The following is a 22,890-nucleotide window of genomic DNA, read 5'->3' on the forward strand; positions in this document are numbered from 1 at the left end:
ATGTAGAATCCGGCTGTAGGTTTAATTAGGGCGTCAAGCGAAATAACTCGTCCATCGTTGATCTACAAGCTTAACAATATCCTCACGCGGTAACACCTCATCCGGATACCCCGGCTTCATACGCGCATCCACTACAATCGGCAGCTTATAGTTCAGATGATGCAAACGCACTTCGCTGTCCGCGTACATATCCGTAGCCGGGTTAAAGCGTGTGAATACCGTCCACAGGAACGAGGCTTGAGAGCGAACGACTTCTTTGGCATCGTCCACAATGAAAACGAGCGGCCACTCTTGCTCACCCGCTGCTAATCGCTCCAAAACACGTGCCGCCAGCTCAGGCTCCTGCTCAAAGGACGCACCCGATACGACGAGGCAACCTCCGCAATAGGGCTCAATTTCACGAATTCCCGGCAGATCGCCTCCCTCATAAGCACGAGGCAATTCACGTACAGGCTCACCTATCCCCATCAGGATGGCCTTACTGCCATGATTCAGCTTGCGGCCTGTGTAATCGAGTGTATCGTGTGACGTGTGATTGAATATAAATAAATCCCTTGCTGGATTAAATCGCTCCAGAATGGTTTCCAGCAGCAGGTTAAAGTCCGATAAATCAATTACTCGATCCGTCAGCATCAGGAATTTAGTCAACGACAATTGACCTTGACCCAAAATAGTAAAACCGGATACAAGCGCTTCACGGGAGTAGCTTTCACGTACCACTGCCGCTGCTAGCGCATGTACACCCGTTTCCGCATACGCCCACAGGGACTTGACGGAAGGCATCACAAGCGGATATGCAGGCGACAGCAGACGTTGCAAAAACTCACCGAGATAGTAGTCTTCTTGCCGAGGCTTACCTACAATGGTTGCCGGATAAATGGCATCCTTGCGGTGATGCATATGTTTGACATGAAATACAGGGAAATCATGCTGTAATGAGTAATAGCCAAAATGATCACCAAACGGGCCTTCCGGACGGCGTTCATGAGGCGGTACATAACCGCTGATTGCAAATTCTGCTTCTGCTGGAATCCGGTGACCCCCAAGCGGGTCTTCTGTCATGGGCAGCTTGCCTCCCATAATAAGCGAAGCCAGCAACAGCTCAGGCAAGTTTTCCGGTGCTGGCGCAATGGCAGACGCAATCAGGGCAGGCGGGCCACCGATGATAATCGTCGTAGGCAATGGCTCATTACGCTGCTCCGCTTCATGATAATGAAAACCGCCGCCTTTATGAATTTGCCAGTGAATGCCCGTCGTCTGATCATCATAAATCTGAATGCGGTACATCCCCAAATTATGATCCTTGGGCTGACCTGGCTTCTCAGTATACACGAGTGGAAGCGTAATAAACGGCCCTCCATCCTCATGCCAACTGGTCACTTTAGGCAGTGGTGCCAGCGGAGCCTCTGTACGGCGAACTCCCAATACAGGGGCCTCGCTATGAGATACTGTTTTTAGCCCTACTTTTAGCATGTCCTTAATCAGGCCACGTTCATTCCACAATGCTTTGGGTGTAGGTGGAAACAATGTTTTGGTCGCTCCTACAATCGCATCCATCAGCTGCTCTGGTCGCGGGCCAAAAGCCATGTCCACACGGCGATTTGTGCCAAACAGATTACTGGCTACAGGAAACGGGGTTCCTTTTACATTCGTGAACAGAAGTGCCGGCCCTTCTTCCTCAATGACTCTTCGATGAATCTCAGCCAGCTCCAGGTAAGGATCGACAGGTGCCTCTATAATTTTAAGATGATTTTCTTTACGCAGCGCTTCAATAAATTGGCGCAAATTCTGGTAGATCAACTGGACGACTCCTCCTAAGCAAATCAAGCCCTCGAGAAACTCGCGGGCCTGGTTTGTTTCTTATATGCTATTATACGTGTTTAAACGCCTCTTGGGCAAAAATCCGCTTGACTATGATCTATGAAACGCTTAGGTACGTTGTGCTTGGGTCGGAACAAGCTTGCGGTCCGGTGACAATTGCCATACACGATAGCTCAGATAAGCCAAGATGGAGAACAACGATGCAATCACCAGCATATGTCCCAGCACGATAAACATGTAGATTTCAGGTTTGTTGACGTACAACAAGATAATTCCAATCACCACTTGAAGCAAGATTAACAAGACCGATACGACACCCAATATACGGATATCCCGGTGGTTCGGGTGATAACGGTATGAGTAGTGACCCACAGCCAAGATAATGACGAACAGCAGACCAGCTGAAATCTGATGAAGCAGCAGTGGAGATATGAAGCCCCCAATATTTACAACCTTCTGGATGACCGAGTGACTAAGCAACGCCCCTGAATAGACAGCAATATAGGTATAGATCGTCGATAACCATATAAAGTTACGAAAGCCCCGACTGACAGGCCCAGGAATCAGACGCGGGGTGTGGCGTGAATCTGCATGCTCCTGCCAAGCCCCCAACGTCATCATAGTCGCACTGGCAAAGGCGATAAGCGCAAAGCCAAAATGCAGTCCCATGACTGCAGCCGATTGGGAGAAGACGACAGCCAACGCCCCCATTGCACCTTGTATGATGACAAACATGAGCGTGAGCAGCGAGAATAGCTGCAAATCCTTCCGATGCTTCATAAACAGCAAAAAGCCAACAAATGAGGCGATAGAAAGAATCCCGGCCATGGCACTGACGGAGCGATGAGAGAACTCAATAAGGGATGCGATCGTATGTGCCGGAACCAGCTTACCATTGCACAGCGGGAATTCCCGGCCACAGCCGAGACCAGAATCCGTTCGCGTCACGACACCTCCACCGAAGGTAGCCAAAAACATGACAATACATGTTACGAGTGCCAGCCATTTTAATATTCTGATTTTGTTATTCAAAGAATTCACCCGTATCCTTCCAAATATAATATTTATTCACTTTATATGTTGTGAAATGATCACTTAAAGTAATTATAACTGATATATCGTTCCTTGACATACGAGCTTTGTTGACAAAATGTGAACGTGTCCGTGAGAAAGCCGCCCCCTGAGAAGGAAGCGGCTTTCTGAATGTCTTGATGTTATTTTGCCAAGCTCGCGTGGACTTCAACAGCCCGATCCAAAAATTGCTCAATCTCTTCGCGGGATTTGCGCAGTCTGTTTACCAGACGTACCAGTTCTCGCCCTTCACTGTAAGCGATAAAGCTAGGAATCCCCAATACATTTTGCTCTTGACTGACGCTTTCGGCCTGTTCTACATCAATCTCAATTAATGTAAGCTTATCTGCATATTGTTGTTCCACATCAGGCATGAACGGATCGATGAAATGACAATCCTTACACCAGTCCGCCTTAAACACAGCCACCGTAACGCCCGGAGTGGATATTGCCTTATTAAAGTCTTCATGAGAGACGATTTTTTGCATGGATGATTCCTCCTTAAATTCTTTTTGTGCTGAAAAGATTGCACTTTCTATTGTAACGCCAAGTGAAGCTTTTGCACACTCCCCCATTCTACTCACATGCCGATTGGAAGCCCTCTCATTGAGGCATACTAAAGATATACTTAAGAATCCACATAAGCGTCGACATCCTAACAGCATACCCAACATACTTGGCAGGATACGGGGGATGCTTGCAGTTGGAAAGGAGGTTAATTTAGTCATGTCTCTTACCGAATGGCTCCATACAGCATCTCGACAGCTTCAAGGAGGGCTAAAGTTACTGGGTTCCGTTCCCCGTGTTGCAGAGGAAGCTTGGGAGGGCAAACGGGCGGCTTGGACCGAATCCCGCAAATTACGCTACCCCTTGCGTGAACTAGCGTGGGATTATCATACGGCACAGGCCGCTATGAATGAAGCTGAAGCGATAATGCTGGTGAACGGACCCGCTACGCGTCCCTCTTCTCTGAATATGCCCTTATGCGAAACAGACTGTGAGCTACTGGAACGGATCAAGAACGATACAGCACAGGAGAATCGCAGCAACGTTACCCGCACTGCCGCTTACCTTGAATGCTATCGTGGCTACCCGGAGTTACATTGGGCATTACTGGCCCACCTGGTTTCTCGTAATGGCGGCTATAATATGACCGATCTGAAAGGGGGACTGATTGGCAACCTGTTCGGTGAACAGGAAAAGGAATGGCTGTATCGGCTACTGGAGCGCTGTAACGCCCTTATTTTTCAAGACGCTTATCCGCAGTTGCAACTTTACATGCACAGCCGTCATTTAGGTCGAAGTTGCTTTCATTTGTTGCCTTATTTTCACGTTTCGCCATTCATGAAGCCCTTTTGGGAACGTTTCTGGGCTTGGCGGGATAGCTCTCTGTTGACTGTGGCGCTCATCATTAATGAACAAAACTATATTGAAGGACGTGTGGTAAAAGATCCGTATTTTCAAAAATTTGTGACACACAAGCCGGGGTTTTATTTGCATGACTGGCTCCAGCTTAATCAGGTTATATTTCCACTTGGACTAAACGGTGGACTTGCTGGACTAGTAATGGAGCGTTTCGGCCATTTGGACGAGCGGATCGGCTTTGGCAAAAGTCTCTATGCTATGCTCTTCGGCCATCAGCAGGTGCTGGACCAGGTATCCGCATTCGCTAACAGTGTGCCGCATACAGGTTCACGCAGCGACTATTGGCCCGGATTGTTCACCCCGAATGAACAAAAAGCGCTGCACTCTCCAGATGAAAGTGCAACGCTTTTAGCACATGAATGGCTACCGCCAGGACAACGTCTGTACAGTCCGGAGCTGAACGCCGTCTGGTCCGATACAGCTTATGATCCAATCCCCCGGTATGACTGGTTTCAGGACGGCTCCACACTTGGACATCTCAGCGAACCAAGGCGACCGCTGTTATTTGCCATGCGCCATGAGCATCGTCATGGCATCCAAAAAACAGCAATGGCCCACGTTGCCCATAACAGCTTGCAACCTTTCCACTGAAAGACTGGGGGACTCTTTTAGCCTCGTTGTCCTGTGGACTCACGCTGTAGACGCATTAACGGACGCAGTACCTTTTGCAACATACGCGGATAGTTGCCCAGCTCGTCCCTGCGCAATACGCGCAGTACAACCAGCAACAACAAGTAGCATACCAGTACAGCTGCCCCGGCAATGCAGCACGCGATCAAGAAGGCCACACGCGCAGGCATCAGATGCACCAGCAGAATACAGGCTTCATTTACACCGTATCCGATAGCTCCCGAGACGACGACTGCGGTTAAGAACCCTGCCCAGCGACGGCCCATGATGGAAAAGGAGACAATCCCTTTAAGCACACGCAAATTCAGCAACGTGATCACGAGGAAACATAATCCGGTTGCAGCAATGATCCCATAAATTCCAAGCCAACCAGCCAGCAGCCAGCTCGCTGCAAACTTGACGACGATACCGACCATGACATTAACCATTGAAATACGCGGCTTGCCCATACCGATCAGTATCGAATTAGAAGTCATCATCGTAATCTGGAATATCGTTCCGAGTGTCAGAACAGCGATGATACCACTGCCTCCAAGCGAGCTAAACAGTAAACCATTAATAGAATAGGCGGTTACACATAAAGCCAGCACAATCGGCATCCCAGTCAAAATAGAGATACGCAAAGCCAGCGTCATCTGATTTTGTAAATGCTGCTCATCCTTACGGGCAAATGCCGCTGAAATGATCGGAATAAGCGATTGGCTGAGCGCAATGGCCAAAATCGGCGGAATTCCCGCCACACTCTGTGCCCGAGAGCCTAGATAACCCAACTGAGTAGTCGCCTGATCCAATCCCACTTGACCAGACAATAGTCTCACCACAATAGACGTATCAATAAAGTTGACCGCCGGAACCGTCAGAGACGACAATACAATGGGAATGGAAAGCTTGAAAATATCTTTGTAAATGCGCATCATCGGTAGCGCGGAGCTTTCCTCTTGGAATTGATCTTGACGATCCTGTCGATCCTGGCGACGCAATTTCACCGTGTAGTACAACATGACCGCTAGAGCGCCAAGACTTCCCATGACACCTCCAAAGGAGGCTCCGGCCGCAACCTCGCGATCTCCATAACCTAGCTTCAAAATAATAAAAGCGAGTACAATAGCGGTCGCTACCCGTGCAACCTGCTCCACAATTTGTGAAATACCGCCTGCGGTCATATTACCGCGCCCTTGGAAGTATCCACGCATCATGGCAATGGCAGGGAACAGCAGTAATGCTGGTGCCAAAGCCTGAATGGCCAAAGCGGATTGCGGAACCCCTGCTACATGCTCGGCAAAGTAAGGCGCTCCAAAATACAGCAGCGCTGTAATGATAATGCCTGCCGCGGCCGCGAATATCAAAGCCGCACGATACACACGTCGCGCTTCCGAAGGCCGATCCAGTGCATAACGTTCTGAAACCATTTTGCTCAACGTGCTTGGAATGCCGGCCGTAGCGACCGTGAGCAGCATCAAATAAGCGTTGTTCGCAATGGTAAACGAGGCGTTCCCGACGGAACCGAGCAGATGCTCCAATGGAACACGCTGTACCAGACCAAGCACTCTGGCCACCAAGGCGGCAGCGGCTAAAATAAGCGTACCTTTAAGGAATGTTTCTTTATTGGACAAAATGCGTTCCCTTCTTTCTTGCTGTTCACACGCATGCAAAAGCCCCGCACAAACAGTCATGGCCTGAGCCATCACCGGTGCGGAGCCGCATGTCGATTCTGTCTCTGCAAATCATAATAAACCAAAACGAATCTCGGGTCATAACACCCAAATTAAGAATACAATAATCATGGCAAGCTGCAAAATCACTTTCATCACGGTGCTGGTAAAAAGGCCTAATACAGAGCCAAAGCCCACTTTTATAGCTCGATCCAGTGGGGCTTTGCTTATCAGCTCACCTAGCACAGCACCAATAAATGGTCCCAAAATCAGGCCAAATGCCGGAATAACGAAGGGGCCGATAATAATCCCGATGGTACTCAGTATCGCCGACAGACGCGAGCCGCCAAATCGCTTGACACCCCACGCATTCACAGCATAATCCGCAACAAAAAGGGCAACGACGATTAGTGTTTGTATAATCCAAAACAATGCATTGTATGGAGCAAACGAGAAAAACCAGCCGTATACAAAAAATGCAAAATAGATGGCGAGCGCCCCCGGCAATACGGGATATACCGCCCCGGCCATGCCCACAATGAACAGCACAATAACAACAATCCAGCCTACAACGTCCATGGGCCTCCTCCTTCTCGTCCATTCATCCGGCCTGCTGCATTATTCATTTTATTACACAAGCACATAATCACGGATCACTTCTACAATGCCGTCGTCATTATTCGAAGCCACGACCAAATCAGCGGCTTCTTTAACCGTATCCTGAGCATTCCCCATTGCTACGCCCAGTCCAACCGCTTGAATCACAGCCAGGTCATTCAGACTGTCGCCAACGGCAACCACCTGCTCCAGAGTAATGCCAAGCAGATCGCACACTTCAGCGATTCCACTGGCTTTGGATATACCAGCTGGGTTAATTTCCAGATTTGTCATCGAAGAATTGGAAATTTCAAGTCCACCCATATCCTGAAGCTTAAGTAAAATTTGGTGGCGAATTTCGTCATTTTCCGTATTATAACCGAATTTGAGCCACTCCTGTGTGTCCAATGTATCCGGCCAACGATCCCTATTATATAATTCCTCCGTTGAGTAAGCCCAGAACCAAGAGCCTGTTTCTACAGCAATTTGGTGCATCTTACGAACGAGCTCCTTATCAAGTAAATAACGGCGCCACAACTCGTGGGGTGATTTCCACACCTCACTGCCGTTTACGGTTACCATTGGCGTTTCCAGGCCGAGTTGCTGACCGTAAGGCAGAGCATGCATCGCTGCACGTCCGGTGGACAAGCATACATGAATCCCTTCCTGAATCGCCTTGTTAATCCAGTTAATCGTTTCCAAGGAAATTTCATGATTATCATTCAGTAAAGTTCCATCCATGTCGAGCGCAAGCAGTTTGTATTTATATTGGTTTTCTCCCATAGTCTCTCTTCCTCCTGTATGTCCCTTATGTCCAACGACATTTTACCATGAAAAAGAGAAGCCCACAAAAGTATTCAAGTCCTCACTTTGCTGCCAGAGGCTTTTTAGGAGTACCATCTAGCCCATATACTTCGTCATACGCATCAAATATTTTACGCGCAACCGGTCCTGCGCTCGTCGCACCAAAGCCCCCTTCAGGAATGATGACCGCTACTGCCAGCTTCGGATTTTGACGCGGAGCAAAAGCGATGAACACCCCGTTATCTTTAACCGTACGTCCCACCAGCTGCTGGGAAGTCCCCGTTTTGCGGGCATAATCATAAGGAAATCCATTAAAGGCTTTAACATCCGTGGCCATACCTCGAATCACTGTATTCCAGTACGTATCTGAAAAAGCGACCTCATTCAGCACCTTCGGCTTAAATTCACGTACAAGATTCCCCTGATCATCTACAATTTTGCTGACCAAATGAGGTTGCATACGCTTGCCCTTTGTTGCCAACACAGTCGTATACTGGGCCAGCTGCATCGCCGTATACTTTCCCTGCTGACCAAAGGATGCCTGCACCAATCGTGTCAGCGCACTTTCATGCTTGCTCGTATACTCAAGTCTACCTGCCCACTCGCCCGGCAGATCTACTTCTGTCGGAACGCCTAATCCAAATTCCTTCATATACTTGTCCCATACGTCAATTCCCTGATGTACCCCTGCATTACTTCCGTATTTGCCATACAGCGGCTTGCCGATCATATCCACCATAAACGTATTCGACGAGACCTCAATTGCCCTGCTAGGTGTCAAAGAACCATACACATGTCCGCTAGAATTCCCAACCCGGCTGGAGCGATTTTTGCCGTAGTACGCACTTCCCGTATCCAGATAAGTTTGTCCGGGAGAAAACAGGTTTTCCTTCAACCCGATCAGCACGGATAGCGGTTTAATGGTTGAACCCAGAAGCACCGAGGATTCTGGATGTGGACCCGCTTTTCCGCTAGGCACGGATTTAATGGTTCCATTTCCCATTTTATGCTGAATTTCGTCATATACCGAAGGCGAGGTACTTCCACTTTTCCATACATTAGAGTCATAATCCGGCATACTGGCCATTGCCACGATATTTCCGGTCTCTACCTCCATCGCTACAGCGAAGCCAGTGGTAGCGTCTTGATGAAGCTTCCCCGATACGGCATGAGTATGAAGCCAGCGAAGCTGATCCATAATGGCCTGTTCGGTTTTCTGCTGAATTTCCTTGTTAATGGTGGAATATAAATGATGTCCTTTTTCAGGAGGAGTAATGGATTCAATGCCCTCCGGCATGCTGCGCGGATTGACTTCTACCGTTTTATATCCGTTTTTTCCTCTCAGCTCATCCTGGTACTGAAGCTCCAAGCCATCATATCCGACCGTTTCACTTTCCGAATACACCTGTGTCGGTCTTAGAACCTCCGAATTAGCTTCATAGAGCTCTTTATATTTGGGCCGGTTCGTTCGAGCTCCTTTGAACTTGTACATATATCCAATCGTTTGTACCGCCACCCGATCCGGGTCATAATGGCGTATACTTTCTTCTACAACCTCTACACCAGGGAACTCTGTCCGATGTTCCAGAAAATAAGCGATTTCCTCCCGACTCAGGTCGGATTTGACCAAACGTGGGGTAAATCCCCTATATTGATTATAATCCGGGTCCAGTCGCTTTTTTATTTCCTCTGCATTAAGCTGCTCTCCTTCGTTACGACCCAGTTCGTTTAATTTGGCAGCAAGCTTGGCAGCAAAAGCATTGAGCTCAGGGAGCAGCTTTTCCCCCGGCTTGCGATCTTTCTCCGTACGCTTGCTATAATCCTTAGATAAAGTTACATACAGGGACTGTACTGGAGTCGAATATGCCAGCTTAACCGTACCTGTGGAGTCATAAATCGTGCCGCGACTCGGGGCTAACGGTACATTTTTCGTATTTACGGATTGCTGCTGGCCTTTCAGCTCCTCCGATTGTACAAACTGCAATACAGCTAGTCTGGTAATGATCAGGGCAAACAGCACAAAAGCACTAAAAAACAGTAGGTTGGTTCGTAAAACCGTCCGTTTTTTTCGTGACTCTTCATTCTCTTCAACATTTTTCTTTTTAAATGAAAACTTTTTATCCAAACTTCCTCTGTCCATATTAGCTGGTCATTACTCCTTCCAAGTTAGGGTTTCACATTCCTGATCCTACCATATCCAAAGCAATAAACGATGAATTCCAAGATGACAATTTTGTAAGAAAACGTAGAAAAAGCATAAAAAAGCTTCGCTCAGCCCTAAGGCTAAGAGAAGCTTTCATGAAATGATATCGTATAAAATGATTATGGCTGTTTGATTGCGTTAGGATCGGTCGTTGTAGCATCCTTTTTCTTAGGCACCCCGTCCAATCCATAAACTTCGTCGTAGGCATCAAAGATTTTACGTGCCACAGGTCCGGCGCTCCAAGCCCCGAAGCCTCCTTCTGGAATAACAACTGCTACTGCAAGTTTGGGGTTCTGGCGTGGAGCAAATGCAATAAATACCCCGTTATCTTTTAGTTCTCTGCCTACACTTTGCTGGGATGTCCCTGTTTTGCGAGCAAAGTCATAAGGGAAACCTTTAAATGCGCTGACATCTGTTGCCATTCCGCGTATGACTTCATTCCAGTATGCATCCGGAAATTTCACTTCATTCAGCACCTTCGGCTTAAACGTTTGAACTACATTGCCGTTGGTATCTTTAATTTGACTGACCAAATGCGGCTCCATCCGTTTACCCTTGGTAGCAATCATCGTTGTGTATTGGGCAAGTTGCATAGGTGTATATTTACCTTGTTGACCAAAGGATGCATATGCCAATTTAGAAAGTGCTGACTCTGATTTACTCGTGTACTCCCGCCAACCCCGGAACTCACCGGGCAAGTCTACTCCAGTAGAAACACCTAATCCAAACTCCTTCATATAACGATCCCATACGTTAACGCCCTGGTCTTCTGCGGCATTGTTGATGTATTTGTTATATAAGCGTTTGCCAACCATATCGACCATAAAGGCATTGGAGGAATGGCGAATAGCGGTTGCCGGGTCCATTGAACCGTACACATGACCAGATGAGTTGCGCACCCGTGAGGAGTTGTTACGTCCGAAATAAGCCGCTCCTGTATCTTGATAGTACGTATTTGTTGTAAACAGTCCTTCTTCCAATCCAATAAGAACGGACAGCGGTTTAATAGTTGATCCGAGAAGTACAGTAGAATCAGGGTGCTGTCCAGATTGGCCAGAGCCAACGTTCTTAATTGTGGCGTTTTGATACACATGTTCAATCTCTTTATATTTATCTGTCGAAATTGTACCCGTTTGCCAGTAATTCGCATCATAATCCGGCATGCTCGCCATGGCTACCACATTACCAGTATCCACTTCCATAGCCACAGCGAAGCCTGTTTTGGCATAAGGATGAGTCTTTCCAGAAACCGCGTGTGTATGGAGCCATCTCAATTGATCCATAATGGCATTTTCAGTCTTAACCTGAATTTCTTTGTTAATCGTGGAATAGACATTATCTCCTTTTTGCGGAGGAGTAACGGAATCTACACCTTCCGGCATATTCCGTGGATCAATTGGAACTGTTTTATATCCGTTTTTCCCTCGCAACTGTTCCTGATATTGAAATTCAAGTCCATCAAAGCCTACAGACTCGTTATCCATATAGATGAGACCCGGATCATTTTCAGCTGACATGGATTTTTGAATATTTTTATATTTATCCAACGTTTCACGCGCACTTTTGTAGCTTTTAATGTAGCCAACCGCTTGAACTGCTACCGTATCTGGATCGTAATGACGTACCGTTTCCTCTACGACATCTACGCCCGGGAACTCACTCTTATGCTGCATAAAATAGGCAACTTCATCTTTATTAAGATTCGTTTTAATCAGACGCGGCGTAAAACCGCTAAATCTCTGATAGTTTCGGTCCATAGCGTCCATAATTTGCTCTGCCGTCATTTTCGGCTCATCTTTATTACCATATTGAGCAAACCGATTTGCCAGCTTTTGTGTCATATTTTCCAGCTCAGGCAACAGCTTTTTATCAGGATTACGTAACTTTTCCATACTGTCACTATAGTTCTTGGAGAGTGTGATATACAGCGATTGTACAGGTGTAGAATACGCCAGTCTATTCTGCCCGGTCGAATCATAAATCGTTCCGCGAATCGGCGTAAGTGGTACATTTTTGGTAACATTACTGGCCTCCTGCTGCTTAAGCTGAGGTCCATCTACAAATTGAAGTATCGCCAGTCTTACAATAATGACCGTAAATATAATGAACGAGCTGAAAAAGAACAGATTGATCCGAAAGCTGAATCTTTTTCGATCAGACGTCTCGTTGTCTTTTCCCTGCTCGTTGTCTATCTTTCTCATGTGCCCTTTTCCACTCCTTATTAAATCACTTTATCCTTGATATGTGTTTGGGCAAAACCAGGCGGATTAAACCAGTCCCCACTTTGCGCCCAGGTCGGGTCTAACGGTACCCACTGATCCTGCGCGCTCAAATACACTTCATTCCATGCATGGGAACCATATCCTCCCTGTCCGTTATATCCAAGCCCTGTCACCACCTTGACCTGTAGTCCCTGCGACCGAGCCATCATCGCATACAGGCGGGCATAATCAATGCAGACTCCTTTACGTGTATCAAACGTATCTCTGGGGGTCTGTTCATGCCAGTCACCACGCTGCTCATAGGCTTCTACCTTACCGAAATCATAGCTAATACGGGTACCTACCCATTCATACAACGCTCTGGCCTTTTGCTCATCACCGCTCATCCCCTGTGTAATCTTGGCCGCAGCCTGACCGATATCGTTCGGAATTTCCCGGTCAATCATTTCGTATTTTCGCTGCAGGATACCATTTAATTCCTTGGTAACGGCCTGCGTAAATACGGGCAATTTATCCTTAATCAGTGTACCGGATAACGGCTCAATGACCGATTGCGCTCCCTGCTTATAAATCGGTGAAGCTTGGACGTAGCTGCTAAACCCGCTGTCTGGATACAGACTTACGCCGATGAATAGCAGGGCTATAACCATGATAGCGCGTGCTCCACCAATAAGAGTACCTATTCCAGCCCCTGCCACCCTGCTGAAAAAGCCTGATTTTTTTTCATGCTCATGGAAAGAAGAATCTGACTTGCCCCCTACCATCAACACATAAATTGCACGTAGTACAAATTGGGCGATCGCATAACTGAGCATAAACAATACGGCGAACCGCAGCAGCGGAAACCCCTCTAAGCCCGCCACCAACGTATAATAAAATTGCTCAATCCCGCTTAGTTCTCGCTGAGGCAAATGTTCCATGTAAGCCGCCAGCCATTGTTGTACCTTCGGTGAAAGCCACATGGCTAATCCGAGCGAGCACAAAATACCCGCCACAGTCAGTATGCCATCCACAATAAGACTGAACAGCGCCCCTACAGATCTGGAAGCTCCTCGTCTCCAGCCCTGAATCAACGACAGCAGTACAATGACAATCAAAAACACCGTCACGCCATTCCAATGAAGAATAGGCTCCAGCCAGGATGGTTTCATTGTGTTCCTCCTGTCTCTACGGCGACTGTGGCGACTGTGTTACAGCCGAGCCTTTCGCACCTTCGATATATTTCTTGACGGTATCGCCCATACTCCACTCGCCCAGCGACATCCCCTGAAACCATACCTTGACCTTGTCACCATCAAATGGACCTTTCACTTCCAGGTTGGAGCTGGTTACCGAAAACGTACCATCCGCGTTGGATGTGTATTGGGCATCCCGTCCCTCTTTGATCATCATGTTCAAAGCCTCGCTCTGAACCTTGTTAATCGCATCATCCTTTGCCTGAGTAACGACCTTGCCGACCTGTTCAAAGGAAATGCCACTGTAGATAAGCAAGCCTGCAATTACGACAATAACAATCAGCCATTTTATGAGAGTTCTTACAACCTTCAATATGACTAACAATAGGACAAGCCCAATTAATATATACAGCCAGTTATCCTGAACGATCTGCCAATTATGTTCCAAAAACTCTGTCCAGACGCCCTTATCCATTTCGCTACACTCCCGTTTTCAACTACATCATTTAAATCACAAAATTGTCTCTGTAATTATACATGATTACGTGATGCCCTGTCAGCTTAGCTCTTTTACACACCTTGTTATTCAATTCTTGTCCATACAAAGTGGTCTATGTTCGTCCACTCCAGCGTACAACTTAGGAAGGGCCGATACGTAGTGCAACATGAAAGTTTACATTAGGGAAGGGGGTCATCCCATGAAAACAGCCCTCTGGCTGTATCTTTTTTTATTCATTGCCTTTTTCGATCTGCATGCACAATATCCTATTTTGACACCATTCGCTATCTCCCTGGGTGCAGCACCTACTTTTATTGGCTGGATGATGGGGATTTACTCTCTAACTCACCTGCCTGGTAATTTGATGGCCGGCCCCAAGGTCGACAAACACGGCAGCCGCCGATATATTATGTTCAGCCTAACAGCCGCAGGCATCATTCTTATCATTCAATCGTACATCCACACACCGTGGGAATTACTTTTTCTTCGGGCGATTAGCGGTTTTGTGTTGGCCTTTTTATCTCCAGCCTGTCTGGCCATGTTGGCACAGCTATCCGATCATCCAGTTACGCAGGGCAAATATATGTCGGGACATGGTGTCGTTCACACATTGGCCTCTGTCCTGTCTCCAGCCGCCGGCGCATTTATCGTAGCCAGTTTCGGCTTTAGTGAGACGTTTAGTTCCCTTGGCATCATTCTCGTAGTCACGGGACTTATGGCTTATTTCACCTTGCCCAAAAGAGTTCCCGCTCCACAGGCCCAATTATCAGATGGTCATGCGACACCCGCTCCACTATCCGGGGCACAGAAGACGCGTTTACCATTCAATTGGCGTTACCTGCTCCTGCCTTTTGTTTTGGCGTGTGCACAAGGAATTTTATTTTACGAAATTCCATTACGGAATAACGGTTCTGCGTCCATGATGTCCACCGGATTGCTCTTTTCCATCATCAGTTTGGGAGCACTTTGTACGCTCAGCTTGCTGTTTCTGAACAAATATTCACCAATGTTGCGACTACTTTGTGGCATTATTTTGATGTCTCTAAGTTTTTACGCACTCGCCACCACGCCTGAAGCGGCGATTGGCATCATACTTTTTATTTTGGGAACAGCCAAAGGTATCATTTTTCCAGCGCTGGCCTCTCTTTTCATACGAATTGGAGGTGCGCGACTGGGTAAAACCTTTGCACTACAGTCTATTGCAACATCTATCGGCTCCTTTGCCGGACCTGTACTGGCAGGTCAGCTACCCGATCACATTTCTCCTTTTTTTATCGCATTTCTGATTCTGATGGCTGGCCTGCTATTCGTTCCCGTTAAGCGCTTATCTCCGACGCCGCCACTGTCTGCCTCAGGACCTTATCATTCCTAGCTAGTCTGAGGCAGTGGTTTGCTAATATGCTACCTTTAAAGCCCAAAATGCCGTTCAAGAGGGCAAATGCACAGTACACCATCCCCCTATCCACATAGACTATTTTGACTGAACATTCACAAACAAAGGGAGGTGCAGCCTGTGAGCCACTGTCATCCTTGCCCTATTGGAACTTCAACTGGCACCATTCTTGTTCTTTATATTTTGCTCGTCATCATTCTCCGTACTTGCTGGATTTAATGTCTGAATTGCCCTAACTTGTTGCCCCTTGTGCCCATGCCTGCCACTTCTGGCAGGCTGTTTTGTTATTTTTTGCATGAGAACCCTATTTGGAGCTACACTATACACATATTCTTCATTTCCCGGGGAATTTCGAGCATATGTATCAGACAAGGGGTGAGCTTACATGGCGATAACCGTGATCGTCGAAGGGAAAAATGACCGCAGCAAACTTCGCCGATTACTTGACCCGGAGGTCCACATTTTATGCACCTTCGGCACACTAAACTCTATAAAACTGGAATCCCTCCACAAGCGGGCCAAGCACGACGAAATATACTTATTTATGGACAATGACAGCTCAGGGAAAAAAATAAGGGGAGTGCTTGCAGACTCTTTTCCGGATGCATTTCATATGTATACACGCAAAGGCTATGCTGGCGTAGAAGGCACTCCAGACGAATATGTGATCGCTCAATTGGAAAAAGCAGGGTTGGAAGAATACATTATATACCCGCCACCTGTTCTTTAGTCTTGAAAATAACAAAAAAGCTGTCCTCAGGCCGCTTGCATGCCTGTTGGACAGCTATATGGTGCACTATAAAATGCCTCTAAAATGACATTAGAACTTATGAACCGTATCAACGATCATCAGCAAGAAGCTGAGTGTCAGATGGTTAATGGAAAAGAAAAATACTTTTTTTGCCCAGGAATCCGTTTCTTCTTCCTTAATCGTAAAACCTTTAAAGGCATAGAATGCCCACAGCACGGACAGTAACACGGACACGATCATAAAAATCATACCGGCATATCCATAAGCATACATAAGGATGGGTACCGGAATCAGCAATACAATATAAGGAATCATCTGAATCTTCGTCCGATGGATACCTTTTACGACTGGCAACAACGGAAATCCTGCTGCGCGATATTCCTCAACTCTGCGAATAGCAAGTGCCCAAAAGTGAGGAGGCTGCCATAAGAACAGGAGAGCGAATAAGAGCCACGCGCCCATATCAATACGACCCGAAGCGGCCACATAACCAATCACCGGAGGCATTGCACCAGAAATACCGCCGATGGATGTACTCCATGTAGATGAACGTTTTAACCAAAGTGTATAAATACCGACGTAGACGAACATACCAAGTAATCCCAGTAATCCTGCCGTTACACCAGAGAAGGAGAATAGAACAGCTAACCCGACAACGCCCAAAATAATAGCGTATGACAACACCGTTGTAGGGGTCAGACGCCCTGTTGGCAGTGAGCGATTACGTGTACGCTCCATTTTCAAATCCAGCTCACGGTCAAAATAGTTGTTAAAAACACAAGAAGACGCCATAACCAGCATTGTACCTAAAAGTGTAAGAATTAGCTTTATATAGTCAACATCCCATTGCGATGCTAACCAAAAACCACCAAAGGCTGCAACCAGATTGGTACGAAGGATGCCTGGCTTGGTAACTGTAATAAAATCTTTCCAAGTGCCCGCTTTACCGGGTGGTTTAGATTTTACAGAATAGGTAGCCGCATCCGAAGAAGTCTTATAACTTATATTATCCATTGTGAGTAACTCCCCCTTAGAGATGTATGAATTCGGGAGTAAGTTGAACTCCGATATAAATTTTATCATATACCTACCCCAAAAAGTTTGACAGAAAACGCACAAAACGTTCACAATTCCGATGGCAAATCGCCCCTGCTGATCGTTTACAGTAAATTTGGGTAGTAATAAGTACAGGAAACAATACAAAAGGAGCGACAGATATGGATACAGCCACACACTTTGTCATGGGAATCGGATTGGCCGGGCTGGCCTACACTGATCCTGTCGTCGCCGGAGATCCAAAGTTGGCCGCAGTCATACTGCTCGCTACAGTCGTAGGGTCACAAGCTCCGGATTTTGACACTTTGCTTCGGTTGAAAAACAATGCAGCCTACATTCGCAATCACCGTGGACTGTCGCATTCAATTCCCTTCTGGTTGATATGGATCTTGTCCATAACAGGACTGATTTGCCTGATCTTCAGAGATGTGCCCCCAGGTCATGTAGCATTATGGGTAACGATTGCCGTCTGCCTGCATGTATTCACAGATTTATTTAATACGTACGGAACACAGGCATTCCGGCCATTTACAAACAAGTGGATATCTTGGAATATCATCCATATTTTCGATCCCTTTATTTTTGGCACCCATGTTGCTGCGATTATGCTGTGGATCACCGGATTGACTCCACCCGCTCCCTTATTTATTACGCTGTACGTTATTATTGGCCTCTATTACATTTGGCGAACCTGGAGTCATTTTATAACCAGAAAAGCGGTACGTAATATGGACAATGAGCGTCAGGAGGGCGACATCTATTATATCATTCCCACCGTATCATGGAATCGGTGGCATGTGGTAAAAGCTCATCAGAATGGAAGTTATGACATTGGCGGATTAAATGGCAAACACTTATTTTGGACGAAACATGCAATTCCATCCACACATCCTGCCGTAGAAGCCTCCAAATCCTATCGCGATGTGCAGGCATTTCGCTATTTTTCCTCCTTTGCCGTTGCCGAGGTGGAGGAACTGGAATGGGGCTACATTGTGCGATGGGGAGACGTCAGGTATCGACACCGGAGACAATATCCATTTGTGGCTGTGGTCGCGATGGATAAGCAGTTCGGACTGATCAACAGCTATATTGGATGGCTCAGTGACGAAAAGATGCAAAAACGCCTTTCCCTGCATACGAATTAAAACCTGCTTACAAGCTAACAACAAGCCGTATGAACAACAGACAGCAAGTTCCCCTTAATCTGGGAGCTTGCTGTTTTTTTGGTCACTCCCGCAAAAAATCAGATCTCATGAAAGCGCCCTCTTGACGAAGCGGACTTGCGTGATTCACAATGGTCATAAGCCATGCGTAAAAAAATCCGGAGCATGATCGCTCCGGATTTTCTTCATCACAGTTGCTCATAATACAGCTTCCAAGATGGAGTGTTTATGTGTATTACTGCAAACGGCTGCTGCCCGACAAGGATTGTTCTGCTTGTTGGACCAGCTTTTTCGTGATATATCCCCCAAGCGAACCTGTTTCGCGGGAAACAACATTACCGAAGTAACCGTCCTGAGGGATGGTGATGCCAAGTTCTTGAGCTGCCTCATATTTTAATTGTTGTAAAGCGGCGTTGGCCTGCGGTACTTGCAGGTTGTTTGAACGACGTCTGCTCATATTTGAATCTCCTTTCAGTTCTTTGTGAGTGAGGTTCATTGCAAGCTTGCAAGATTATTATGGCTCGCTTACAACTACTTATTCCTGAAATTCAACATTCGAACACTGGAGGTTTTTACCAATGAGCAAAGGTTTATCCCTATGGTTCGCCGTTTCATCCATTGTCCTGCTGACCGCAGCCGCTATATCCATCAGTTATTCCGCATGGCTTGCCATTCTACTTGGGCTATTATCTGTCGGCAATATCGGCTGGGGTTTCGTGGTCAAAGCTCGACAACGCCGCTCCTAATCCAATCTTATAAAAGGCCTAATCCGTTCGCCTCAATATGCTTTAGCGTAGACGTGGCAGAAAGCCCATGCGCTCTTTGACCGCAGACAACGTGACTTCAGCCGCTTCTTGTGCGCGCTCTGCGGATTGGGCTAAAATACGTCCAATTTCACCGGATTCCCGGATGTCGCGATAGCGCTGCTGAATCGGTTCAAGCATAGCTACAACCGTCTCTGCCAGTTCTTTTTTAAATGTTCCGTACATTTGACCTTCATAGCGATCCTGCACTTCTTGAAGCGACAAACCGGAACACTGGCTGTAGATGCCCATCAGATTACTAATTTCCGGTTTATTAGCCGGATCATATCTAACCTCACTGCCAGAATCGGTCGTAGCGCGGCTAATTTTCTTGCGTATGACTTTCGGTTCGTCCAGCAGGGCAATAAAGCTGCCTGCATTCGGATTGCTCTTACTCATTTTTTTAGATACATCATCCAGGGACATAATTCTCGCCCCTACTTCAGGGATATACGGTTCGGGAACAGTAAAATAATCTCCGTAACGGTGATTAAACCGACCCGCCAAATCGCGTGTCAGCTCCAGATGCTGTTTCTGATCGTCGCCTACCGGAACGAGATCCGCGTTGTAGAGCAAAATGTCAGCTGCCATCAACGATGGATATACGAACAGCCCTGCTCCTACGGAGTCCTTGCCTGCCGCTTTGTCCTTAAACTGAGTCATACGTTCCAGCTCGCCCATATTCGTCAGTGTTGTCATCAACCATCCCAGCTCAGCGTGCTGAGGAACATGGGATTGTAAAAAGACATTGGATTTCTCCGGATTAATACCTGCTGCGATAAATAATGCCGCTACCGCCTCCGACTGCTCACGTAATTGGGCCGGTTCCTGCGGTACGGTAATTGCATGAAGGTCTACGACCATAAAGTAACATTGATGATCCTCTTGCAATTTGACAAAGTTTTTCATTGCACCAATGTAATTGCCCAAAGTAAGTTGTCCACTAGGCTGAATACCTGAAAGTACAGTTTTCATATTCTTCCTCCTCCGTTTATTTCAAAATTAGAACGCAAAAAGGCCCCGCATCCTCAAGGGACGCGAGACCGTGGTACCACCCTTATTCATTGCCGTCAGCCTATTACTTGTCGGAGCTACGCTCCGTGGCTGCCTGCAATCTTAAAGCTCCGTTAACGGGGAGTAATCGGCCGTCATACTGAGGACAGTAGAATCCTGTTCTGTGCGGCACTCCAAGGTCCATTCAGCAGTGCAGGCTCACCGGTTCCCATCCACCACCGGCTTTCTGAAGAGCTTATGCGAAAGCTTACTTGTCCTCATCATCGTGTTATCCATGTCATTACTTTCTAAACTACATTAATGATAATTCCGCATAATGTTATTGTCAAATGACGATTGTGCCCTACGATCAAAAATCTGTTATCATAATGACACGAAGCTTCAACCGATTATAGTGGACAAAGGAGCATGGATATGAAACAAGTGACCAAAGAACACTGGAACGGTTACGACACGTATGTTTTACATAGTGGTGAACTGGAAGTTACGATGATCCCTCGCCTCGGGAATAATATTATCTCAGTGCGTGATCTGAAGCTCGACCGGGATATCGTACGTCGGCCTGGTGAGGAAGAATTGGCTTTCTATTTACAAAAGCCTTATCATTTTGGCTTGCCCATTTTGATTCCTCCAGGCCGAATTCGCAAGGGACAATTTGAGTTTGACGGTGTTCCTTATCAGTTCGACCGAAATACAGCCAATGACAATCATATACACGGTCTGCATCGTAATCAGTCCTGGCGCTGCAGTGATATTGAAGAGGATGAAGAAGGTTGCAGTGTTACTACTGAGCTTTTGACAGAAAGTGATCCGCACTGGATGGAACAATTCCCCATTCCTTTACGTTTGGAGATGACGTATCGCTTGCAGGGTGCTGTATTAAGTCAAACGCTGCGCGTAACGAATTTAGGTGAAAAAGCAGCCCCATTTGGCTTGGGATATCACACTTGGTTTATGGTGGACGGAGAACCTGAGCGCTGGCGCCTAAAGCTGCCTGTGAACGGCGTATATGAGCAGGATGCTGAACAGCTACCTACAGGTATCATTACTTCGTTAGATGACTTGGAGCAGCTCTCTTCGGGTCTTTCTTTGAAAGGAACAAATCTAGATACTTTGCTGCGGGCAACGGAAGGCCCTGCTGAAGCTCTTTTGACCCGTGACGACGGTTATCAAATCCGCTACACAGCAGATGAGCAATACTATAAGTATTGGGTTTTATATACCAAAGGTGAATGCGACCAGTATCTTTGCATTGAGCCTTATACATGGCTGCCTGATGCACCCAATTCACCTGATCCTGTCGGGGAAGCCGGGTTGATCCGTCTGGAGCCTCAGCAATCCATCGACCTCAAAACTCAGATTCATATCATATATCCGTAATTTTCCTCTAGTCACTTTTCTTCCTTCGGCGCATATTTTCATAACTCTGTCGCATACTAACCTCATCACAGCCGAAGGAGGTGACTACACATGAATGAAGCTAATCAAGGCAGAAGCCGTCGCAGTAACAACCTAGTTGTTCCTCAAGCCAACAACGCATTGCAACAATTGAAATATGAAGCTGCACAAGAGCTGGGCATCACCATTCCGGCAGATGGTTACTACGGTGACATGCCATCCCGTGAAGCTGGTTCTCTGGGAGGCTATATCACTAAACGCTTGGTACAGCTGGCCGAACAGCAATTATCAGGTCGTTCAGGTCAATAAGCGTCATTATTCCGCGTGAGCATTCCGTTCATCGTAATTTACCAAAATGCGTTATAACGGGCATATAACAAAGGCGGTCTTCCCTAGGAAGGCCGCCTTTTCTTTACTCTTTTTTATCAGGATTTTGCAAAATTCGATTCCAGTCGCTCCGAAGTGCAAGATATAGACGAACTAACCATTTCGATCTATATCTTGTTCATTGGAAGTCGCTTATGGGATTTTTGCAAAATTCTCATATAAATGTTTATTCCGAATTAGCCGCTCGGTATGTAGGCTTGTTGTAGCGGATCATGAGATTCGCCATGTTGTAGTTGGACTCCAGTGTTGCATCTACCAAAATCGTTCCTTGTCTGATGGCAAAATCGAAAGCAATCTCACCATGAGTCCAGCTACGCTTATGATTTAGCGTTTCTAGGGCCATACGCCGAAAATCCTCCCGATGCTTTACTGATAACCCCGGTTCTACTGCTGCAAATGTGCCACCTTTACCTGCAAGCGGATTATGACGAATCCCAAATTTCCCAACTACATTGTTACGTATTTGTACAAATACGATACCTGACGACAAACCCGCCAGTTCATTATCCAGTTCTTTTAAAACGATATCCATCTGCCTTGCCAACGACAATTGACCTACTTCATCCATTACAAAAACCCTCCTATATACCTTATCCAAAAATATTTAATAGGTCTTACGGCTCAATTATATGCGAAGATTTTTAACCTTACAATCAAAACCAACATAATTGGGTATTTATAACTATTTTCTAAGTATATCCATCATTTTAAATTTCGCCAACAGGTAATGTTAATTACACTTCGACATTTTGCGACTTTATTCATCATCTTCTGCAAAAATTACAAAAAAGGCCTCCCTCGTGGGAGACCTCTAAAGTGTAAATCC

21 protein-coding genes and 1 other annotated feature are annotated in these 22,890 nt (G+C 46.6%); of the genes, 7 read left to right on the forward strand and 14 right to left on the reverse strand.

Annotation, left to right across the window (positions count from 1 at the left end; genetic code table 11):
- Positions 1–33: 33 nt before the first annotated feature.
- The 3 genes from MKY24_RS21720 to MKY24_RS21730 form a co-directional block, all read right to left on the reverse strand.
- Entirely contained in the window at positions 34–1,800 is a 1,767-nt protein-coding gene (locus MKY24_RS21720; protein ID WP_071642836.1) for a UbiD family decarboxylase, read from the reverse strand.
- A gap of 129 nt (positions 1,801–1,929) precedes the next feature.
- Positions 1,930–2,862 (reverse strand): COX15/CtaA family protein, encoded by a 933-nt coding sequence (locus tag MKY24_RS21725; protein WP_023990186.1) that lies wholly within the window; start codon positions 2,860–2,862, stop codon positions 1,930–1,932.
- A 173-nt stretch (positions 2,863–3,035) separates the two neighbouring features.
- A complete protein-coding gene (locus tag MKY24_RS21730) occupies positions 3,036–3,380 on the reverse strand; it encodes a thioredoxin family protein (protein WP_028541427.1) in 345 nt (114 codons plus the stop codon).
- A gap of 238 nt (positions 3,381–3,618) precedes the next feature.
- On the opposite strand from MKY24_RS21730, the gene MKY24_RS21735 reads away from it, so the two are divergent.
- Positions 3,619–4,908 (forward strand): DUF2515 family protein, encoded by a 1,290-nt coding sequence (locus MKY24_RS21735; protein WP_053326060.1) that lies wholly within the window; start codon positions 3,619–3,621, stop codon positions 4,906–4,908.
- A gap of 17 nt (positions 4,909–4,925) precedes the next feature.
- Here MKY24_RS21735 and MKY24_RS21740 read toward each other — a convergent pair whose 3' ends face one another.
- The 7 genes from MKY24_RS21740 to MKY24_RS21770 form a co-directional block, all read right to left on the reverse strand.
- The gene (locus tag MKY24_RS21740; protein WP_023990189.1) at positions 4,926–6,560 is read right to left on the reverse strand and encodes a polysaccharide biosynthesis protein; all 1,635 of its coding nucleotides are present in this window, start codon (positions 6,558–6,560) and stop codon (positions 4,926–4,928) included.
- Positions 6,561–6,698: 138 nt separating this feature from the next.
- Positions 6,699–7,178: a DUF456 family protein gene (locus tag MKY24_RS21745; protein WP_023990190.1), complete on the reverse strand. Its 480-nt coding sequence runs from the start codon at positions 7,176–7,178 to the stop codon at positions 6,699–6,701.
- A 51-nt stretch (positions 7,179–7,229) separates the two neighbouring features.
- Entirely contained in the window at positions 7,230–7,979 is a 750-nt protein-coding gene (locus MKY24_RS21750; protein WP_023990191.1) for a Cof-type HAD-IIB family hydrolase, read from the reverse strand.
- A gap of 82 nt (positions 7,980–8,061) precedes the next feature.
- Positions 8,062–10,140, reverse strand: coding sequence for a penicillin-binding transpeptidase domain-containing protein (locus MKY24_RS21755; RefSeq protein WP_075154718.1), 2,079 nt, complete (start codon positions 10,138–10,140; stop codon positions 8,062–8,064).
- A 182-nt stretch (positions 10,141–10,322) separates the two neighbouring features.
- Positions 10,323–12,404, reverse strand: coding sequence for a penicillin-binding transpeptidase domain-containing protein (locus tag MKY24_RS21760; RefSeq protein WP_339200859.1), 2,082 nt, complete (start codon positions 12,402–12,404; stop codon positions 10,323–10,325).
- Between the two features lie 20 nt (positions 12,405–12,424).
- The gene (locus MKY24_RS21765) at positions 12,425–13,576 is read right to left on the reverse strand and encodes a transglutaminase domain-containing protein (RefSeq protein WP_028541422.1); all 1,152 of its coding nucleotides are present in this window, start codon (positions 13,574–13,576) and stop codon (positions 12,425–12,427) included.
- A gap of 16 nt (positions 13,577–13,592) precedes the next feature.
- The gene (locus tag MKY24_RS21770) at positions 13,593–14,075 is read right to left on the reverse strand and encodes a hypothetical protein (protein ID WP_053326064.1); all 483 of its coding nucleotides are present in this window, start codon (positions 14,073–14,075) and stop codon (positions 13,593–13,595) included.
- Positions 14,076–14,298: 223 nt separating this feature from the next.
- Between MKY24_RS21770 and MKY24_RS21775 the strand changes: the two genes are divergently transcribed.
- Both MKY24_RS21775 and MKY24_RS21780 read left to right on the forward strand, forming a co-directional pair.
- On the forward strand, positions 14,299–15,471 hold the full coding sequence (locus MKY24_RS21775; RefSeq protein ID WP_339200861.1) for an MFS transporter: 1,173 nt from the start codon (positions 14,299–14,301) through the stop codon (positions 15,469–15,471).
- Positions 15,472–15,877: 406 nt separating this feature from the next.
- On the forward strand, positions 15,878–16,222 hold the full coding sequence (locus tag MKY24_RS21780) for a toprim domain-containing protein (RefSeq protein WP_023990198.1): 345 nt from the start codon (positions 15,878–15,880) through the stop codon (positions 16,220–16,222).
- Positions 16,223–16,312: 90 nt separating this feature from the next.
- On the opposite strand, the gene cyoE is transcribed toward MKY24_RS21780, so the two are convergent.
- Positions 16,313–17,257 carry a heme o synthase gene (gene cyoE / locus MKY24_RS21785; protein ID WP_023990199.1) on the reverse strand — a complete coding sequence of 315 codons (945 nt, stop codon included), beginning with the start codon at positions 17,255–17,257 and terminating at the stop codon, positions 16,313–16,315.
- Positions 17,258–17,460: 203 nt separating this feature from the next.
- Between cyoE and MKY24_RS21790 the strand changes: the two genes are divergently transcribed.
- Complete coding sequence (locus MKY24_RS21790) at positions 17,461–18,444, forward strand: metal-dependent hydrolase (RefSeq protein WP_023990200.1); 984 nt, start codon at positions 17,461–17,463, stop codon at positions 18,442–18,444.
- 253 nt (positions 18,445–18,697) lie between these two features.
- Here the strand turns inward: MKY24_RS21790 and MKY24_RS21795 are convergent, their stop codons facing one another.
- Entirely contained in the window at positions 18,698–18,919 is a 222-nt protein-coding gene (locus MKY24_RS21795) for an alpha/beta-type small acid-soluble spore protein (RefSeq protein WP_013311857.1), read from the reverse strand.
- 121 nt (positions 18,920–19,040) lie between these two features.
- On the opposite strand from MKY24_RS21795, the gene MKY24_RS21800 reads away from it, so the two are divergent.
- The gene (locus tag MKY24_RS21800; protein ID WP_007431986.1) at positions 19,041–19,208 is read left to right on the forward strand and encodes a hypothetical protein; all 168 of its coding nucleotides are present in this window, start codon (positions 19,041–19,043) and stop codon (positions 19,206–19,208) included.
- A gap of 42 nt (positions 19,209–19,250) precedes the next feature.
- On the opposite strand, the gene trpS is transcribed toward MKY24_RS21800, so the two are convergent.
- Positions 19,251–20,240: a tryptophan--tRNA ligase gene (gene trpS, locus MKY24_RS21805; protein WP_023990202.1), complete on the reverse strand. Its 990-nt coding sequence runs from the start codon at positions 20,238–20,240 to the stop codon at positions 19,251–19,253.
- 53 nt (positions 20,241–20,293) lie between these two features.
- Positions 20,294–20,552: a binding site (T-box leader), on the reverse strand.
- Between the two features lie 141 nt (positions 20,553–20,693).
- Here trpS and MKY24_RS21810 point away from each other — a divergent pair.
- Together MKY24_RS21810 and MKY24_RS21815 are read left to right on the forward strand one after the other, a co-directional pair.
- The gene (locus MKY24_RS21810; protein WP_023990203.1) at positions 20,694–21,659 is read left to right on the forward strand and encodes an aldose 1-epimerase; all 966 of its coding nucleotides are present in this window, start codon (positions 20,694–20,696) and stop codon (positions 21,657–21,659) included.
- Between the two features lie 90 nt (positions 21,660–21,749).
- Complete coding sequence (locus tag MKY24_RS21815) at positions 21,750–21,986, forward strand: alpha/beta-type small acid-soluble spore protein (protein WP_013311861.1); 237 nt, start codon at positions 21,750–21,752, stop codon at positions 21,984–21,986.
- 244 nt (positions 21,987–22,230) lie between these two features.
- On the opposite strand, the gene MKY24_RS21820 is transcribed toward MKY24_RS21815, so the two are convergent.
- The gene (locus MKY24_RS21820) at positions 22,231–22,632 is read right to left on the reverse strand and encodes a hypothetical protein (RefSeq protein WP_023990204.1); all 402 of its coding nucleotides are present in this window, start codon (positions 22,630–22,632) and stop codon (positions 22,231–22,233) included.
- Positions 22,633–22,890 lie beyond the last annotated feature (258 nt).

The organism is Paenibacillus sp. FSL P2-0322 (assembly GCF_037975315.1).
Taxonomy (GTDB): domain Bacteria; phylum Bacillota; class Bacilli; order Paenibacillales; family Paenibacillaceae; genus Paenibacillus; species Paenibacillus polymyxa_B.

Bases quoted from the DNA above. Each gene is read 5' to 3' on its own strand.
- MKY24_RS21730 (WP_028541427.1), bottom strand. From the start codon at position 3,380: ATGCAAAAAATCGTCTCTCATGAAGACTTTAATAAGGCAATATCCACT.
- MKY24_RS21735 (WP_053326060.1), top strand. From the start codon at position 3,619: ATGTCTCTTACCGAATGGCTCCATACAGCATCTCGACAGCTTCAAGGA.
- MKY24_RS21745 (WP_023990190.1), bottom strand. From the start codon at position 7,178: ATGGACGTTGTAGGCTGGATTGTTGTTATTGTGCTGTTCATTGTGGGC.
- MKY24_RS21750 (WP_023990191.1), bottom strand. From the start codon at position 7,979: ATGGGAGAAAACCAATATAAATACAAACTGCTTGCGCTCGACATGGAT.
- MKY24_RS21755 (WP_075154718.1), bottom strand. From the start codon at position 10,140: ATGGACAGAGGAAGTTTGGATAAAAAGTTTTCATTTAAAAAGAAAAAT.
- MKY24_RS21760 (WP_339200859.1), bottom strand. From the start codon at position 12,404: ATGAGAAAGATAGACAACGAGCAGGGAAAAGACAACGAGACGTCTGAT.
- MKY24_RS21765 (WP_028541422.1), bottom strand. From the start codon at position 13,576: ATGAAACCATCCTGGCTGGAGCCTATTCTTCATTGGAATGGCGTGACG.
- MKY24_RS21770 (WP_053326064.1), bottom strand. From the start codon at position 14,075: ATGGATAAGGGCGTCTGGACAGAGTTTTTGGAACATAATTGGCAGATC.
- MKY24_RS21775 (WP_339200861.1), top strand. From the start codon at position 14,299: ATGAAAACAGCCCTCTGGCTGTATCTTTTTTTATTCATTGCCTTTTTC.
- MKY24_RS21780 (WP_023990198.1), top strand. From the start codon at position 15,878: ATGGCGATAACCGTGATCGTCGAAGGGAAAAATGACCGCAGCAAACTT.
- cyoE (WP_023990199.1), bottom strand. From the start codon at position 17,257: ATGGATAATATAAGTTATAAGACTTCTTCGGATGCGGCTACCTATTCT.
- MKY24_RS21790 (WP_023990200.1), top strand. From the start codon at position 17,461: ATGGATACAGCCACACACTTTGTCATGGGAATCGGATTGGCCGGGCTG.
- MKY24_RS21795 (WP_013311857.1), bottom strand. From the start codon at position 18,919: ATGAGCAGACGTCGTTCAAACAACCTGCAAGTACCGCAGGCCAACGCC.
- MKY24_RS21800 (WP_007431986.1), top strand. From the start codon at position 19,041: ATGAGCAAAGGTTTATCCCTATGGTTCGCCGTTTCATCCATTGTCCTG.
- trpS (WP_023990202.1), bottom strand. From the start codon at position 20,240: ATGAAAACTGTACTTTCAGGTATTCAGCCTAGTGGACAACTTACTTTG.
- MKY24_RS21810 (WP_023990203.1), top strand. From the start codon at position 20,694: ATGAAACAAGTGACCAAAGAACACTGGAACGGTTACGACACGTATGTT.
- MKY24_RS21815 (WP_013311861.1), top strand. From the start codon at position 21,750: ATGAATGAAGCTAATCAAGGCAGAAGCCGTCGCAGTAACAACCTAGTT.
- MKY24_RS21820 (WP_023990204.1), bottom strand. From the start codon at position 22,632: ATGGATGAAGTAGGTCAATTGTCGTTGGCAAGGCAGATGGATATCGTT.